The organism is Massilia genomosp. 1 (genome assembly GCF_011682185.1).
GTDB lineage: Bacteria > Pseudomonadota > Gammaproteobacteria > Burkholderiales > Burkholderiaceae_D > Telluria_A > Telluria_A rubra.
The window spans coordinates 1-15,212 of record NZ_WHJF01000001.1; the positions used below are offsets into that span (position 1 = coordinate 1).

Below are 15,212 nucleotides of genomic sequence, written 5' to 3' on the forward strand. Positions count from 1 at the left end.
AAAACGTCGCCTCCGAAGGCAGCTTTGCAAACGGCGGAAATCCGCAAATGCGCCGCAAGGTCTTGTCCATGGTCAGGCGCTCGACCAGCCCGACGGTGGTGGTGATGCCCAGCACCGCCTTCGCCACAAAAGCATTCGCCAGCCAGGCCCGAACATGCGGCGGTCGGCCGATCCCGTCCCAGGAATCGTCAGCGAATTCCTCGATACGCGCCCACTCCAGAACGTAGATAAGGCGCTCAAGTTTCGGCGTCAAGACGCCCACTTCTGCGCGCAGTTCCGGCAGCACGTCATATTGAACTGCGTTCCAGCGTTGCATGATCAGGGCGGGTCGGGTAGCATTCATGGTGTGGGCGTTTTGATTAAGCGTTAGAACTAAATCATGCCAGAAATGGGCGCCCACTCCCACCTTTTCGCTTGCGCTGCCAAGCAATTTTCATCCGTTCCGCTAGTTTTGCAAGAGGCTCTATCGATATGCTCAAGTCGACCAGCGGCGCTTAAGGCGCGAGACCGTGGCACTACTGAACTACATTCGACTTAATATTGATCCGACTAAGGATGAGAACGATGTTTGGAAATGGGTCGTTCCGCTCTGTGAAAGGGTGCTGGCTGGCACCATTCGCCTACCGCTTGCTTATTCGGAATTGCCTCTCAAACATGCTGTTCGTGAGCGATTGTTGACAGCGGAGTTCGAAAAGGTACTGGCTGAATTCAGCTTAACCATTTGCGGCACGCCACGCGAAGTCGAGGAGATCGTTATCGACGGCGTCAAGTATGCGTATGTCGATTTTGAGGAATGAACGCGGTACCAGTGCTCAATTGAAAAGCGCGCCGCGCCCCGTCCATCCGCGCCAGAAATCACTTCTGCCCGCTGAACTCAAACTCCACCAGCGCCTCATCCGGCCAGCTCGCATCATGCAGCGGCACGATATACGTGGTCCGGTCCTCCCTCACCGCGTCGGCCGGCGCGGTTTCGCTGCGTTCCCCCGCCACCATGCGATACCCGGCTAGCGCGCGCGGCGCCAGTTGCAAGACATGCACGCGCGCCGTCCGGCACGGCCCGCCGAAGGCGCTGATGATGGTGCGCTTGGCGAACCCCATGTCCTTGCGGTCCACCGCCCAGCGCACCTCGCATTCGAGGCGCAGGTCGCCCAGCCGGCGCGCGTTGGCCGGCACCTCGGGCGTATGCACCGAAGGGCGCCAGCGGAAGCTGCCTTTCTTGCGGTTGAGGAGCACTTCGGCTTCCTCGTCCAGCGCCGCCTGCTTGCGCGGCATGGCAAAGGTGCCATCGGCCGCCAGCGGCACCGCCATATTGGTCTCGTTGCCAGCGATGCGGATGGTCACGCCCTCGATGCTGGCGTTCGGCGTGCTCGGGCGCAGCAGGAAGCGCATGGCCGCTGCCGGCGCCAACGTGTGCTTCGCATCGAACGCGTCGAGCCCGGCAACAAACGCCCGGTACGTCTTGAAATCCGGGTCGCGCAGGGCGTTGACCTGCACCGTCCCGACCTCCTTTGCCGCGTCGGCTTCCTGGGCGCAAGCGGCGCCGGCGGCCAGCAGCATGGCTATCAGTAATGGCAATGTCATCAAAGTCTATTCGTAACGTAAACAATCGACCGGCAACAGGCGCGAGGCGCGCCGCGCCGGGTAAAAACCAAAGAACACACCCACCAGGCTGGAAAAGCCGCAGGCCACGATCACCGCCGACAGGCTGATGACGACATCGAACTTGCCGGTGGCCGTGATCGCCGCCGCCAGGCCCACGGCAATGGCAATGCCGAGCACGCCGCCGGCGAGGCAAATCACCACGGCTTCGGTCAGAAATTGCAGCAGCACATCGCGCGGCTTGGCGCCGATGGCCATGCGGATGCCGATCTCGCGCGTGCGCTCGGTCACCGACACCAGCATGATGTTCATGATGCCGATCCCGCCCACCACCAGCGAGATCGCGCCGATCAGGCCGAGCAGGGCGGCAATGCCGGCGCTGATCTTGCCGGCGGTCTCGGCAAACGAGGCCAGGTTGTCGATGCGGAAGTCGTCCGGCTCGTCGAACTTGATGTGATGGCGGTCGCGCAAGGTTTCGTTGATGTCTTCGATGGCATCCTGCAAATTGCCATCCGACTTGCCCTGCGCCACGACGTAATGCACATTGTCGGGGAAGGGGTTGCGGATCAGGTGGGCGCGCGCGGCGGTGATCGGCACCAGCACCAGTTCCGACAAATCCGGCCCGTCGATCTGCTTGCCTTCGCCGTGCAGCACGCCAACGACCTGGAAGGCGACGTTTTCGATGCGAATATATTTGCCCAGCGGGTCCATCTTGTAGAAGAACTGGTCGGCCACCTTGTGTCCGATGATCACGCTGCGCGAGGCGGCGCGCACGTCGGCGTCGCTGAACACGCTGCCGAGCTCCATCTTCCAGTTGCGGATCTTGAACATCGCGGGCGTTACGCCGCTGACGCTGCTCGACGAGGTTTCGTTGCCGACCGCCAGCTTGAAGCCGCCCTGCAAGGCCGGTGCGGCGCCCGCCAGGCTGGACAGGGAATTGAGGGCGGCCGCATCGGCCAGGGTCAAGGCCGGCGCGGCGCCGGCGCGCATGCGCTGGGCGGCGGCGCGGTTGCCGCCCGGCGAAATGAACAGCATGTTGGTGCCCAGCGCTTCGAGTTCCTTGCCGATGAAGCGCTGCATGCTGTCGCCCAGGGCCAGCAGCAGCACCACCGAGGTAATCCCGATGATGATGCCGAGCATGGTCAGCGCGGTGCGCAGGCGGTTCGCGCTCATCGAGCGGAACGCTTCGATCACGACCTGGAAGAAATTCATGCGCCGCCTCCCTGCGCCAGCGCCTGCTGCTCGTGACTCAACGCCAGTTCGCGCAAGCCCTCGGCGGCGGGGCCGTCGTACAGCACGCGCCCGTCTTTCAGGCGTATCAGGCGCTTGCTGTAGGCGGCGATGTCGCTCTCGTGCGTGACCAGCAGGATCGTGATGCCGCGTTCGCTGTTGAGTTGCTGGAATGAACGCATGATCTCGACGCTGGTCTGCGTATCGAGGTTGCCGGTCGGCTCGTCGGCCAGGATCAGCGGCGGGTCGCCCACCAGGGCGCGGGCGATCGCCACCCGTTGCTGCTGGCCGCCGGACAATTGATTCGGCGTGCGTCTGGCGTACTCGGCCAGGCCCACCCGTTCCAGCTCGACCAGCGCCTTGGCATGGGCTTTGGTGCGCGACACCCCGGCGTAGATCAGCGGCAAGGCGACGTTTTCGGCCACGCTCATGCGCTTGATCAGGTTAAAGCTCTGGAACACGAAGCCGATGGTCCGGTTGCGCACGGTCGCCAGTTCGGCGCGCGACAGGGTGAGGGTGTCGATGCCGTTGAGCAGGTAGGTACCGCCGGTGGCCTGGTCCAGGCAGCCGAAAATATTCATCAGGGTCGACTTGCCCGAGCCGGATTGCCCCATTACGGCCAGGAAGTCGCCGCGCGGCACCAACAGGTCGATGCCGAACAGCACCTGGGTTTCCATGCTGCCCGAAAAATAGCTTTTCGTGACCTGGCGGATATCGATCAGCGGTGTCGCTGTCCCTGGCGCCGGCATCAGAAGTCGCTCTTGGGGCCGGCGTTGGCGCGCGTAATGACCTTATCGCCCTTGTTCAGGCCGCCCGAGAGCACTTCGGTGTAGCGGAAGTTGGACAGGCCGATCTTGATGTCGACCGGCCTGGCCTCGTTCTTCTCGTCGAGCTTGTAGACCTTGAAGATGCGCGCCGTTTCGCTCTTGCTGCGAAAGGCGATGTCGTCTTCCTCGCTTGGGGCCGGCACCACGGCCGGGGCCTTGCCGCTGGCCTTTTGTTTTTTCTGTTCCTTTTCCAGCTCCTCGTCGCTGAGGCGAAAGCGCAGGGCGGCGGTGGGAATGCGCAACACGTTGGGACGGTTGCCGACCACCAGGCGCACCTGGGCCGTCATGCCCGGCTTGAGCAATTCTTCCTTGTTTTCGACGTCGAGCACGACGTTGTAGGTGACCACGTTCTGCACCACGTTCGCCGCCAGCCGGAACTGGCGCATGCTGGCCGCGAATTCGCGGTCGGGGTAGGCGTCGACGACGAAGTGGGCCGGCTGGCCATCTTTCAGCGCGCCCACGTCGGCTTCCGAGACGCTGGTGTCGATCTGCATCTTGGTCAGGTCCTTGGCGATCTGGAACAAATTCGGCGTGGTGAAGGAGGCCGCCACGGTCTGGCCCAGGTCGATGGTGCGCTTGATGACCACGCCGTCGATGGGGGCGCGGATCACGCTGTTGTCGAGGTCGGCCTGGGCGCGCGCCAGTTGCGCCTGCGACAGCTTGATATTGGCCTTGGCCACGTCGAGCTCGCGGCGCGCCTGGTCCAGGGTCAGGCTGGACACGTAATTTTGCGCCACCAGCCGTTCGTTGCGCTCGAAGTTCGCTTGCGCCAGGCGCATCGACGCTTCGGCCGAGGCCAGGCCCGCTTCGACCTGGCGGATCTGGGCGTTGAAGATGGTCGGGTCGAGTTTCAACAGCACCTGGCCCTTTTTCACATGGTCGTTGAAGTCGGCCTTGAGTTCGACCACGGTGCCCGACACTTGCGAGCCGACATTGATCAGCGCGACCGGGTTGATGGTGCCGGTGGCCGTGACGGTCTGGGTGATGGTGCCGGTGTCGACCAGCGCCGAGCGGTAGCGCGACTCCGGGATCACGGGCGGTTTTGTCGATTGCAGCCAGGCGGCGCCGGCGGCGCCGGCAGCGATCACGGCGATCAGGATGGCTACGCGTTTCCGGGTGAATAGGGACATGGGCTTGGACAAGGCTGGCGCGGCTGCGCGACGTTGTAGTGTCCGCCATTTATGCTAATTAAGCAACATGCATACGCGCAACTCTTTCGTGGAGGGGGAAAATATCGATAATCTCGATCACGTTGCGCAGGCGCGTCATGAACAGTGCGAGCAGGTCGGGGTCGATGGCGCGCAGCTGGAGGAAGATGACGTCGTCGTCGGCGGCGCTGCTGTCGAGTTCAAGCGCGGCCAGGTGCAGGCCGCCCCGACGGGCGATGGCCAGCACCGCTTCGAGGGTGTCCAGGGTGGCGGCCTTGGGGACGGAAAAGTGGAGGGGCAGGTGGCTATCGTTCATGCCTGAAAGGATATCCCGGGGGTGGCGGAATAGGCTTTCGAAGTGGGCGCTGGTTTTGCTGTTGACGGAAGAATCGTCTGCCAAAGATGTGGTATTGTGAAAATTCTTCCTTGGAGGTGTGAAAAGCCATGAATGCTGCCGAACTTGACGAGATTGACCGCAAGATCTTGCGCGAGCTGCGCCGCGACGGGCGCATCTCGAATACCCAGTTGGCCGAGCGCATCGGGCTGTCGGCCTCGCCGTGCTGGAACCGGGTGCGCCAGATGGAGGAGGCCGGGGTGATCGAGGGCTATACGGTGCTGCTGAACCAGCAGGCGCTGGGCGTGCCCGATACCGTGATGATCGAGGTGACCCTGGACCGGCATGACGATGCTACCTTCGAACGCTTCGGGCAGGCGCTGGCCGATATGCCGGAGGTGCTGGAAGCGTATTTATTGACCGGGGAGTACGATTACCTGATCAAGGTGGCGGTGGCGGGGACGGCGGGGTATGAAGAGTTTTTACGGCGCAGCTTGTACAAACTGCCGGGCTTGCGCCACAGCAGGTCGACCTTTGTGTTGCGGGTGTTAAAGCGCAGTCATTCGCCGGAGCCGTAAGGCCTACCCCGCACTGAAGCGCACCACCCGGTTGCGTCCCGCCCCCTTGGCCATGTACAGCGCCCGGTCCGCTTCCCCCAGCAGCACGGCAATATCGCCCGGATGCTCCAGCGCGTGCGTGGCCAGGCCGATGCTGACCGTCACATACCCGGTCAGCTCGGACTTGACATGCGGAATCCCCAAGTCGGCAATGCGCTCACGCATCTTCTCGGCCAGCACCTGGCTGTGTTCGGGCGTCATCTCGGGCAAGATCACGGCAAACTCTTCCCCGCCATACCGCGCGATCAGGTCCGCCGGGCGCTGCAGCATGGCCGCCAGCGCGTGCGCCACCTTGATCAAGGTGTCATCGCCCTGCTGGTGGCCGTAATGGTCGTTGTATGGCTTGAACGAATCGATATCGATCATCAACAAGGACAGCGGCGTGCCCGACCGCTTGGCGCGGCGCATTTCCTTTTCCATTGCCACATCAAAATGGCGGCGGTTGGCAATCCCGGTCAAGCCATCCGAAAAGGTTTGCGAGCGCAACTCGAGCGCCTGGTCGCGCAGCAAGCGTTCGCGGTGAACCGCCACGCTCACATCGGTAATCTGGATCAGGCAATGGCGCGCCAGCCCCGGCACGTCGAGCGGCGTGACGGCCACCGCTTGCTGCATGCGCTCGCCCGTGGCGCGCGCGGCGGCATTGACGTACAGCCCGAATGGCGCCTTGTGCAAGGTCTGCGACAATACCGATGGAAAATTGTCACGCAAGGCCTGGCGCACCGCGCTGTCGATGCGCTTGCCGTTGAGCTCGGGGAACAGCAGGAAAAAATCCTGCCCCACGACGCTGTCGGCCGGCAAGTCGGAATACTGGCTCATCCAGCGGTTCCACACCACTACCCGGCGCGCGTGGTCGAGCACGATGGTACCGAGATTGATCGCGCCGAGCACGCTTTCGAGCATGCCCTGGCCGGGTGCCGCGGCGTGGGCCATGTCAGGCCGGACCCATGATCTTGGCAAGATAGAGGTCGACCTGGTCTTGCAGGTCTTGCAGCGCGGTCAGGTCGAGGATGAAGGCCACATAGCCGTGGATCTGGTGTTTTTCGAGGATGAAGTCGATATGCAGCATCAGCACCACGGTGTCGCCCTGACCGCCGGTGGCGCTCAGGATCTCTTCGCTGGTGCCGACGTGGTACTCGGGCAGGGAGCCGCTCAGTTCCTGCGCGAAAATATTGGCCAGGGTGCCGACGCAGGAATTGAGGATGATATTGCCGATTTCGCTCAGCGCTTCCTGCTCCATCTCCGTCAATTCCTTGAGCGGCACCGACTCGCCCACCATCAGGCGCACGATGTCGAGGCTCTTGTCTTCGGGGAACATGAGGATCGCTTCGGTCTTGAACGCGCCTTCGTAATGCTGGCTCACGCCGCAGACACGGGCGCTTTCCTTGTTACCAAGCATCTCAGCGGCGTCCGCACGGTTCAGGAAGCTGATCGACGGCACCGACATCGTCACTTCTTCATTGACGATCTCGCTCATCGACTTGGCCGCGTGGCCGACGCCGATGTTGAAGATTTCGACCAGCGCATCGTGCTGCAGTTCGCTGAGATTGAACATGTTCACTCCAGGGCGCCGATCAGGGCATGGATGCGCGCTTCGGTGATGGGCTTTTCCAGGAAACCGATGCCCAGTTCGTTGGCGCGGTTGCGGGTAGCGTTCTGGACATTGGCGGTACACAGGGAAATATGGGCGTCCGGGCAAGCCGCGCGCAGGTGCTCGGCGGCGGCCAGGCCGCCCATGCCGGGCATGTTGACGTCGATCAGGATCAGCACGGGCGCGAGCGTCTTGACCTTCTCGATGCCTTCTTCGCCGGTGCCGGCCTCTTCCACCTGCCAGCCTGGCTGCTTGCTGAGGATGAATTGGCGGGCCATCAGCCGCGATACCCGACTGTCATCGATGACGAGGACCGTTTTCGTTTCGTTCATGTCACTTTCCCAGAGAATCTATGCATCGAGGCATTTTCGCATAGTTTCCCACGCTGTATAGGTAAAACGGGGCAGCCGTGCCACCGACGGGGTGACGTTCATGCGACATGGCAACAAAAAGGGGCAGGAAAGGTGTATTGGCGGGGTGTGATCCGTTAAAATAAGGGCATTCTTCCATTTTCTCCTCTAATTTTTGACATGACTCAAGACGAATTGAAACAAGCCGTGGCGCGCGCCGCGATTGCCTACGTGGTTGACGGCGCCATCATCGGCGTCGGCACGGGCTCCACCGCCAATTTCTTCATCGATGAGCTGGCCACCATCAAGGACCGCATCAAGGGTACCGTGGCCTCGTCCGAAGCGACCGCAGCGCGCCTGCGCGGGCACGGCATTGCCGTGTACGACCTGAACGACGTGAGCGAGATTGCCGTCTACATCGACGGCGCCGACGAAATCACCGCCAGCGGCGCCATGATCAAGGGCGGCGGGGCGGCCCTGACGCGCGAGAAAATCGTCGCCTCCGTCTCGCGCCAGTTCGTCTGCATCGCCGACGGCTCCAAGCTGGTGCCGACCCTGGGCGCCTTTGCGCTGCCGGTCGAAGTGCTGCCGATGGCGCGCGCGGCCGTGATGCGGCGCCTGGCGGCCCTGGGCGGCCAGCCGCGCCTGCGCCTCAAGGCGGGCAGCGAGCAAGCGTTCATCACCGATAACGGCGGCGAGATTATCGACGTGGCGGGCTTGTCGATCACCGCTCCGCTGGCGCTGGAGCAAGAAATCAACCAGATCGTCGGCGTGATCGCCGTCGGCCTGTTTGCCCAGCGCGGGGCCGATGTGTGCCTGCTGGGAACAAGCGAAGGCGTGAAGACGCTGACGTTTTAATCGGTATACGACATCGATGCGACAAGACATCGATCAAACATGCATTTAAAGAAGTTCAACGACGGGGATAACATGAAGCGATTGCTTTTGGCGGTGACGTGTGTGGCGGTGGTGCTGGGTGGCTGTGCGTCGGTCGGGAAGAAAAATGTCGCGGTGCGGCAAGCGCCGGTAAGAGTGGTCACGGTGCAAGCGCCGGCGCTCGACGCCCAGGGCCAGCCGATCGCGCATGTCGCGTTCCGCCCGGGCATTTCGTCGGTGACGGTGGAAAATATGGCCAAGAAACAAGGTTGCACGGGCGGCGTTGGGGCCGGCTTGATGACGCCGCCGGGTCCGGTCGAGGTGTACCGCATGGTGTGCGATAACCGCACGATTTACCAGGCCAAGTGCGAATTGCGCCAGTGCAGGGCGATTTAAGCGTCAAGTAAAACACCGGTGCCAGGTCTGACATTCGAAAACACCGGTGCCAGGTCTGACATTCGGACACGGGCTCATCCGCCTTGCGGATGAGCCCGTGTCCGAATGTCAGACCTGGCACCGGCCTTGGCTTTAGTCAGCCGGTGGCACGTAGCCTTGCGCCGCGTCGGCGCCGTCGCCGAAGAAGTGTTTTTCCATCTGCGTGGCCAGGTATTTGCGCGCGCGCTGGTCGGCCAGGTTCAGGCGGTTTTCATTGACCAGCATGGTCTGGTGCTTGAGCCAGGCGGCCCAGGCTTCTTTCGAGACCGTTTCCCAGATTTTCTTGCCCAGCTCGCCCGGGTAAGGTGGAAAGTCGAGTCCTTCGGCTTCCTTGTTCAATTTGACGCAATGGACGGTGCGGGCCATGTGTACTCCTCAAGCGGATATGTGTAAAGGCGTGATTATAGAGACTTAATCAGCACTTGGGATTTGCGCTGCCAGTTATACATATGCTGGCGGTCCTTGGGCAACGCATCGACCGTGGCTGGCTTGAAGCCGCGCTTCTGGAACCAGTGCGAGGTGCGCGTGGTGAGCACGAACAGTTGTTTCAGGCCGGCCGCGCGGGCGCGGTTTTCCACGTGCTTGAGAATGCGCTCGCCGTCGCCCTGGGCTTGCACGTCCGGGTTGACCGTCAGGCAGGCCATTTCGCCCATTTTCGATTCCGGGAACGGGTACAGGGCGGCGCAGCCGAAGATCACGCCATCGTGCTCGATGACCGAGAACTGGTCGATCTCGCGTTCGATCAGTTCGCGGCCGCGCTTGACCAGGGTGCCGTCCGCTTCCAGAGGCTCGATCAGCTTGATGATGCCGCCCACGTCTTCGATGGTGGCGCGGCGCAGGCTTTCCAGGTTCTCGTGGCTGATCATGGTGCCCACGCCATCGTGGGTGAACAGTTCGAGCAGGGCCGAGCCGTCCATCTCGAACGGCACGATGTGGGCGCGCGGCACGCCGCTGTTGCAGGCCTTGATGGCGTGCTGCAGGTAGAACGCGGCGTCGGCCGGCAAAAAGCCCGCTTGCAGCACGGCCTCGGCCTGGTGCGACGACAGTTCGCGGATTTCGGCGCCGCCTTCATCGAGCATCATCGGCGTTTCGGTGATGAACACCAGTTTGTCTGCGTGCAGGGCGATCGCGGCTGACACGGCCACGTCTTCCATGGTCAGGTTGAACGCTTCGCCGGTCGGCGAAAAACCCAGCGGCGAGAGCAGCACCGGGCTGTCGGTGGCCAGGATGGCGTGGATGGTCTCGGCGGCGATCTTGCGCGGCATGCCGGTCAGTTCGAGGTCGACACCGTCGATCACGCCAAGCGGGCGCGCGGTGACGAAGTTACCTGAGATGATGCGGATCGCGGCGTGCGCCATCGGCGTGTTGGGCAAACCCTGGCTGAAGGCGGCTTCGATATCGAGCCGCAGTTCGCCGGCCGCTTCTTTGGCGCATTCGAGGGCGGCGGTGTCGGTGATGCGGATGCCGTTGTGAAAGCGGCCTTCCACGTTCCTCAGCGCGAGCTGCTCGGCGACCTGGGGACGCGAGCCATGCACGATCACCACCCGGATATCGAGGGCGACCAGCAGCGACAGGTCCTGGGCCAGCACCGGCAGCGCGCCGGCGGTGACGAGTTCACCCGGAAAGGCGACCACGAAGGTCTTGCCACGGAACGCGTGGATGTACGGCGCGACTGAACGCAGCCATTGGACGAATTGGTTAGGGGTTTCCATTTGGCGCATTATAATTCGCTGCGCGACTTGCGCGCTAAATTCATGTAAAAACAATGTCAGAACAGAGTAACAAGCCTTCCACGCCGCCGTCGCCACCCGTCGCCACGCCCCGCAATGCCAGCGAGGCGGGTCAATCCGCCGCGCGTGCGGACCAACCGCGCACGCCGCGCCCGCCACGGGAAACCCAGGCGGGTGGCCAGCGCGCGCCGCGCGAAGGGCAGCCGGCCGGTGAACGCCCGGCGCGTACGCCACGTCCGCCACGGGAAGGGCAGCCAGCCGGTGAGCGGGCGCCGCGTGAAGGGCCGGCGGCCGGGGAACGTCCGGCGCAAGCGCCACGTCCGCCGCGTGAAGGGCAGCCAGCCGGTGAGCGGCAGGCGCGTACGCCACGTCCGCCCCGCGAAGGCCAGCCAGCCGGTGAGCGTCCGGCACGTACTCCGCGTCCACCACGTGAAGGGCAGGCGACCGGCGACCGTCCCCCGCGTGAAGGCCAGCCAGCCAGCGACCGTCCCGCACGCGCGCCGCGTGAAGTATTCCGCACGCCGCTGCCGCCGATTACCTTTCCCGAAGATTTGCCGGTGTCCGGACGGCGTCAGGATATCGCCAAGGCGCTGCTGGAAAACCAGGTCATCATCGTCTCCGGCGAAACCGGCTCCGGCAAGACCACCCAGCTGCCCAAGATTTGCCTGGAGCTGGGACGCGGCCAGAAAGGCCTGATCGGCCACACGCAGCCGCGCCGGATCGCCGCCTCGTCCACCGCCAAGCGCATCGCCCAGGAACTGGGCACGCCGCTGGGCGTGCATGTGGGCTTCAAGGTGCGCTTTACCGACACCCTGCAACCGGGCGCCTCGGTCAAGCTGATGACGGACGGGATCCTGCTGGCCGAAACCCAGACCGACCCGCTGCTGAAAAACTACGACACCATCATCATCGATGAAGCGCACGAGCGCAGCCTGAACATCGATTTTCTGCTCGGTTACCTGAAGCAGTTGCTGCCGCGCCGTCCGGACCTGAAAGTGATCATCACGTCGGCCACCATCGATGCCGACCGCTTCGCGCGCCACTTCGCCAACGGCGACAAGCTCGCGCCGGTGATCGAGGTCTCGGGCCGCCTGTACAAGGTGGAGGTGCGCTATCGCCCGGTCGACCGCGATCCGGTGACGGCCACGCCGCCCCCCGCGGCGGGCAAGCCGATGCCCAAGGCGCAGGCCGCGCGCGACAAGCGCGACCTGATGGACGCGGTGGTCGACGGCGTCGACGAATTGTGCCGCCTCGGTTCGGGCGACGTGCTGGTGTTCCTGCCGGGCGAGCGCGAAATCCGCGATTGCGCCGAGGCCCTGCGCAAGCACCATCCGCCGCATGTCGAAATCCTGCCGCTGTTCGCCCGCCTGTCGGTCGAAGAGCAGGAGAAGGTCTTCAAGATCACCAATGCGCGCCGCATCGTGTTGGCCACCAACGTGGCCGAAACCTCGCTGACGGTGCCGGGCATCCGCTACGTGGTGGACGCGGGCCTGGCGCGCGTGAAGCGTTACAGCTTCCGCAACAAGGTCGAGCAGTTGCAGGTCGAGCCGATCGCGCAGTCGGCCGCCAACCAGCGCGCCGGCCGCTGCGGCCGCGTGGCCGACGGCGTCTGCATTCGCCTGTACGAAGAAAACGATTACCTGCAGCGCCCCAAGTTCACCGAGCCGGAAATCCTGCGCTCGTCGCTGGCGGCGGTCATCCTGCGCATGAAGTCCCTGCACCTGACCGACGTGGAGACGTTCCCGTTCATCGAGCCGCCGCAGGGCCGCGCCATCGCCGACGGTTACCAGCTGCTGCAGGAAGTGGGCGCGGTCGACGAGTCGAACGACCTGACCCCGTTGGGCCACAAGCTGGCCAAGCTGCCGCTCGATCCGAGGGTCGGGCGCATGATCCTGGCCGCGCTGGAAAACGCCTGCCTGACCGAGATGCTGATCATCGCTTCCGCGCTGTCGGTGCAGGACCCGCGCGACCGGCCGATGGAGCACCAGCAGGCGGCCGACGAGGCGCACAAGAAGTTCGCCGACGAGAAGTCCGAATTCCTCACGTATATCAAGATCTGGACGTGGTTCGAGGCGGCCATCGAGCACAAGAAAACCAACCGCCAGCTGATGGAAACCTGCCGCACCAATTTCCTGTCGCAGGTGCGCCTGCGCGAATGGCGCGACGTGCATTCGCAGTTGCTCACCATCGTCAAGGAGCAGGGCTGGCGCATGAACGAGCTGCCGGCCACCTACGAAAACCTGCATACGGCGCTGCTCACTGGCCTGTTGGGGAACATCGGCTTCAAGTCGGAGGACGAACCGGGCGCCGGCTACCTGGGCGCGCGCGGCATCAAGTATCACGTGTGGCCGGGTTCTTCGCTGCTCAAAAAACCGGGCAAGTGGATCATGGCGGCCGAACTGGTGGAGACCACGCGCCTGTACGCGCGCTGCGTGGCCAACATCGCGCCGGAGTGGATCGAGCGGGTGGGCAGCCACCTGCTGAAAAAATCCTGGGGCGAGCCGCGCTGGGAAAAGCGCGCCGCGCAGGTCACCGCGTCCGAACGCGCGACCTTGCACGGGCTGGTGATCTACAGCCAGCGCCGCATCAACTACGGCCAGTTCAACCCGGCCGAGGCGCGCGAGATTTTCATTCGCGATGCGCTGGTGGCGGGCGACTACGACACGCGCGCGCCGTTCTTCGCGCATAACCACAAGCTGGTGAAAGAGATCGAAAACCTCGAGCACAAGTCGCGCCGTCTCGACGTGCTGGTGGACGACCACCTGATCGCCGCCTTCTACGACAAGCTCATTCCGACGGACGTGGTCAACGGCGCCGGTTTCGAGAAGTGGCACAAGGACGCCACCTTCAAGGAACCGAAACTGCTGTTCCTGAACCGCGACGAATTGATGCGGCACGAAGCGGCCGGCGTGACCACCGAGTTGTTCCCGAAGGCGATGTCGGTGACCGGCATCGAGATGCAACTGACCTACCACTTCGAGCCGGGCAGCCTGCGCGATGGGGTGACCCTGGCGGTGCCGCTGTTCGCACTCAACCAGTTGCCGCGCGAACGGGCCGACTGGCTGGTGCCGGGCATGCTCAAGGAAAAAGTGCATCTGCTTCTCAAATCGCTGCCGCAGAAGTTGCGCCGCCATTGCGTGCCGCTGCCCGATTTCGCGGCGCGCTTTTGCGAGCGCGTGCATGAGGCGGGCAAGTTCGGGCGTGGTGACCTGATCGACGCGATCATCGCCGACATCCGTTCGCAAACGAGCCTGATGGTGATGAGCACCGACTTCAAGCCCGAAACCCTGCCGGCGCATCACTTCATGAACTTCAAGGTGATCGACGAGCACGGACGCCAGCTCGACATGGGACGCAACCTGGCGACCCTGCAGGCCGAATTCGGCGGGCAGGCGCGCCAGAGCTTCCAGAAGCTGGCGGAAGTGTCGATTCCGGCCGCGCCGGGCAAGGTGCAGGCGACGGCGACGAGCTCGGCATCGTCAGCATCATCGGCGGCGTCATCGAAGAGCGCGGACCCGGGCACGCAGCCGAACGCGCCCAAGGTCAGCCAGCATACGGGCTTGACCTCGTGGACCTTCGGCGAACTGCCGGAGCTGCTCGAGATCGTGCAGGGCAAGCTGACCCTGATCGGCTTTCCGGCCCTGGTCGACAAGCTGACCCACTGCGACCTGGAAGTGTTCGACGACCCGACCGTGGCCACGGCCACCCACCGCGTGGGCCTGCGCCGCCTGTTTGCGCTGCAGTTCAAGGAGCAGATCAAGTTCATCGAGAAGAATATTCCCGGATTGCAGCAGATGGGCATGCAGTTCATGGCCATGGGTTCGCAGGAAGAGTTGCGCGACCAGATCATCCAGAAGGCGATCGATATCGCCTGCCTGCAAGATCCGCTGCCGACCGACGCGGCCTCGTTCAACAAGCGCAAGGATGAAGGTAAATCGCGCCTGACCTTGCTGGTGAACGAGATTGCACGGCTGGTGTCGCAAGTGCTGACCGAGTTTCATGGCTTGCCCAAGAAGCTGCAGGGCGTGCAGGCGCAGGCCGCGGCCGACATGCAGTCGCAGTTGCAGGGGCTGGTGCATAAGCGCTTCCTGATCGACAACGATTACACGCAGCTGGCGCATTTTCCGCGCTACCTGAAGGCGATCAATGTGCGGCTGGAGAAGCTGCGCGCCGATCCCGCGCGCGACGCCAAGTTGATGGCCGAGTGGACCCAGTCCGCCAGCCACTTCATGCGCGCCGCACGCGACCGCCTGGCGGGGAAGAACACCGATCCGAAGATGGTGGAATTCCGCTGGATGCTCGAAGAACTGCGCGTGTCGCTGTATGCCCAGGAATTGCGCACGCCAATGCCGGTTTCGGCCAAGCGCTTGCAGAAGGTGTGGGAGTCGATGCAGCGCTGATGCCGCTAACTTAAACTCCGTCATTCCCGCCTGCGCGGTAAGTCATTTCTGCCAATGGCAGGAATGACGGAGTTTGGT

Annotated in this window: 16 protein-coding genes; 5 read left to right on the plus strand and 11 right to left on the minus strand. The window is 63.5% G+C overall.

Translation table 11 applies throughout. The features are described 5' to 3' along the window. A partial coding sequence (locus tag F1735_RS00005; RefSeq protein WP_187364108.1) for a transposase occupies positions 1-343 on the minus strand: 343 nt, incomplete at its 3' end. 166 nt (positions 344-509) lie between these two features. Here F1735_RS00005 and F1735_RS00010 point away from each other — a divergent pair. Continuing rightward, a complete protein-coding gene (locus tag F1735_RS00010) occupies positions 510-797 on the plus strand; it encodes a hypothetical protein (RefSeq protein WP_167235013.1) in 288 nt (95 codons plus the stop codon). 58 nt (positions 798-855) lie between these two features. On the opposite strand, the gene F1735_RS00015 is transcribed toward F1735_RS00010, so the two are convergent. Genes F1735_RS00015 through F1735_RS00035 form a run of 5 tightly spaced genes read right to left on the minus strand, consistent with a single transcriptional unit; the run spans position 856 to position 5,120 of the window. Further along, positions 856-1,581, minus strand: a complete 726-nt coding sequence (locus F1735_RS00015; RefSeq protein WP_167235014.1) for a hypothetical protein — start codon at positions 1,579-1,581, stop codon at positions 856-858. 6 nt (positions 1,582-1,587) lie between these two features. Then, a complete protein-coding gene (locus F1735_RS00020) occupies positions 1,588-2,811 on the minus strand; it encodes an ABC transporter permease (RefSeq protein WP_229505557.1) in 1,224 nt (407 codons plus the stop codon). After that, entirely contained in the window at positions 2,808-3,578 is a 771-nt protein-coding gene (locus tag F1735_RS00025; protein ID WP_229505558.1) for an ABC transporter ATP-binding protein, read from the minus strand. The genes F1735_RS00020 and F1735_RS00025 overlap by 4 nt, the downstream gene beginning before the upstream one ends. Then, complete coding sequence (locus F1735_RS00030) at positions 3,578-4,786, minus strand: efflux RND transporter periplasmic adaptor subunit (protein WP_167235015.1); 1,209 nt, start codon at positions 4,784-4,786, stop codon at positions 3,578-3,580. The genes F1735_RS00025 and F1735_RS00030 overlap by 1 nt, the downstream gene beginning before the upstream one ends. A 58-nt stretch (positions 4,787-4,844) precedes the next feature. Then, positions 4,845-5,120, minus strand: a complete 276-nt coding sequence (locus tag F1735_RS00035) for a hypothetical protein (RefSeq protein WP_167235016.1) — start codon at positions 5,118-5,120, stop codon at positions 4,845-4,847. Positions 5,121-5,248: 128 nt separating this feature from the next. Between F1735_RS00035 and F1735_RS00040 the strand changes: the two genes are divergently transcribed. Then, complete coding sequence (locus F1735_RS00040) at positions 5,249-5,716, plus strand: Lrp/AsnC family transcriptional regulator (protein WP_167235017.1); 468 nt, start codon at positions 5,249-5,251, stop codon at positions 5,714-5,716. Between the two features lie 3 nt (positions 5,717-5,719). Here the strand turns inward: F1735_RS00040 and F1735_RS00045 are convergent, their stop codons facing one another. The 3 genes from F1735_RS00045 to F1735_RS00055 are packed head-to-tail and all read right to left on the minus strand — an operon-like array spanning position 5,720 to position 7,675. Further along, on the minus strand, positions 5,720-6,685 hold the full coding sequence (locus F1735_RS00045; protein WP_229505559.1) for a sensor domain-containing diguanylate cyclase: 966 nt from the start codon (positions 6,683-6,685) through the stop codon (positions 5,720-5,722). Between the two features lies 1 nt (position 6,686). After that, positions 6,687-7,307 (minus strand): chemotaxis protein CheC, encoded by a 621-nt coding sequence (locus tag F1735_RS00050; RefSeq protein WP_167227838.1) that lies wholly within the window; start codon positions 7,305-7,307, stop codon positions 6,687-6,689. A 2-nt stretch (positions 7,308-7,309) separates the two neighbouring features. Continuing rightward, entirely contained in the window at positions 7,310-7,675 is a 366-nt protein-coding gene (locus tag F1735_RS00055; RefSeq protein ID WP_167235018.1) for a response regulator, read from the minus strand. Between the two features lie 198 nt (positions 7,676-7,873). Here F1735_RS00055 and rpiA point away from each other — a divergent pair, with 198 nt between their 5' ends. Both rpiA and F1735_RS00065 read left to right on the plus strand, forming a co-directional pair. Then, the gene (rpiA, locus tag F1735_RS00060) at positions 7,874-8,551 is read left to right on the plus strand and encodes a ribose-5-phosphate isomerase RpiA (protein WP_167235019.1); all 678 of its coding nucleotides are present in this window, start codon (positions 7,874-7,876) and stop codon (positions 8,549-8,551) included. Between the two features lie 72 nt (positions 8,552-8,623). Then, positions 8,624-8,965 (plus strand): hypothetical protein, encoded by a 342-nt coding sequence (locus tag F1735_RS00065; protein ID WP_167235020.1) that lies wholly within the window; start codon positions 8,624-8,626, stop codon positions 8,963-8,965. Positions 8,966-9,097: 132 nt separating this feature from the next. Here F1735_RS00065 and F1735_RS00070 read toward each other — a convergent pair whose 3' ends face one another. Together F1735_RS00070 and argA are read right to left on the minus strand one after the other, a co-directional pair. Further along, positions 9,098-9,370, minus strand: a complete 273-nt coding sequence (locus tag F1735_RS00070; protein WP_126074017.1) for an oxidative damage protection protein — start codon at positions 9,368-9,370, stop codon at positions 9,098-9,100. 35 nt (positions 9,371-9,405) lie between these two features. Further along, on the minus strand, positions 9,406-10,716 hold the full coding sequence (gene argA / locus F1735_RS00075) for an amino-acid N-acetyltransferase (protein WP_167076478.1): 1,311 nt from the start codon (positions 10,714-10,716) through the stop codon (positions 9,406-9,408). A 53-nt stretch (positions 10,717-10,769) separates the two neighbouring features. Between argA and hrpA the strand changes: the two genes are divergently transcribed. Then, positions 10,770-15,134 carry an ATP-dependent RNA helicase HrpA gene (gene hrpA, locus F1735_RS00080; RefSeq protein WP_167235021.1) on the plus strand — a complete coding sequence of 1,455 codons (4,365 nt, stop codon included), beginning with the start codon at positions 10,770-10,772 and terminating at the stop codon, positions 15,132-15,134. Positions 15,135-15,212: the final 78 nt, after the last annotated feature.

What these genes read in the sequence shown, in the direction of transcription:
- F1735_RS00015 (WP_167235014.1), bottom strand. Translation starts at nt 1,581, where the DNA reads ATGACATTGCCATTACTGATAGCCATGCTGCTGGCCGCCGGCGCCGCT.
- F1735_RS00020 (WP_229505557.1), bottom strand. Translation starts at nt 2,811, where the DNA reads ATGAATTTCTTCCAGGTCGTGATCGAAGCGTTCCGCTCGATGAGCGCG.
- F1735_RS00025 (WP_229505558.1), bottom strand. Translation starts at nt 3,578, where the DNA reads ATGCCGGCGCCAGGGACAGCGACACCGCTGATCGATATCCGCCAGGTC.
- F1735_RS00030 (WP_167235015.1), bottom strand. Translation starts at nt 4,786, where the DNA reads ATGTCCCTATTCACCCGGAAACGCGTAGCCATCCTGATCGCCGTGATC.
- F1735_RS00035 (WP_167235016.1), bottom strand. Translation starts at nt 5,120, where the DNA reads ATGAACGATAGCCACCTGCCCCTCCACTTTTCCGTCCCCAAGGCCGCC.
- F1735_RS00040 (WP_167235017.1), top strand. Translation starts at nt 5,249, where the DNA reads ATGAATGCTGCCGAACTTGACGAGATTGACCGCAAGATCTTGCGCGAG.
- F1735_RS00045 (WP_229505559.1), bottom strand. Translation starts at nt 6,685, where the DNA reads ATGGCCCACGCCGCGGCACCCGGCCAGGGCATGCTCGAAAGCGTGCTC.
- F1735_RS00050 (WP_167227838.1), bottom strand. Translation starts at nt 7,307, where the DNA reads ATGTTCAATCTCAGCGAACTGCAGCACGATGCGCTGGTCGAAATCTTC.
- F1735_RS00055 (WP_167235018.1), bottom strand. Translation starts at nt 7,675, where the DNA reads ATGAACGAAACGAAAACGGTCCTCGTCATCGATGACAGTCGGGTATCG.
- rpiA (WP_167235019.1), top strand. Translation starts at nt 7,874, where the DNA reads ATGACTCAAGACGAATTGAAACAAGCCGTGGCGCGCGCCGCGATTGCC.
- F1735_RS00065 (WP_167235020.1), top strand. Translation starts at nt 8,624, where the DNA reads ATGAAGCGATTGCTTTTGGCGGTGACGTGTGTGGCGGTGGTGCTGGGT.
- F1735_RS00070 (WP_126074017.1), bottom strand. Translation starts at nt 9,370, where the DNA reads ATGGCCCGCACCGTCCATTGCGTCAAATTGAACAAGGAAGCCGAAGGA.
- argA (WP_167076478.1), bottom strand. Translation starts at nt 10,716, where the DNA reads ATGGAAACCCCTAACCAATTCGTCCAATGGCTGCGTTCAGTCGCGCCG.
- hrpA (WP_167235021.1), top strand. Translation starts at nt 10,770, where the DNA reads ATGTCAGAACAGAGTAACAAGCCTTCCACGCCGCCGTCGCCACCCGTC.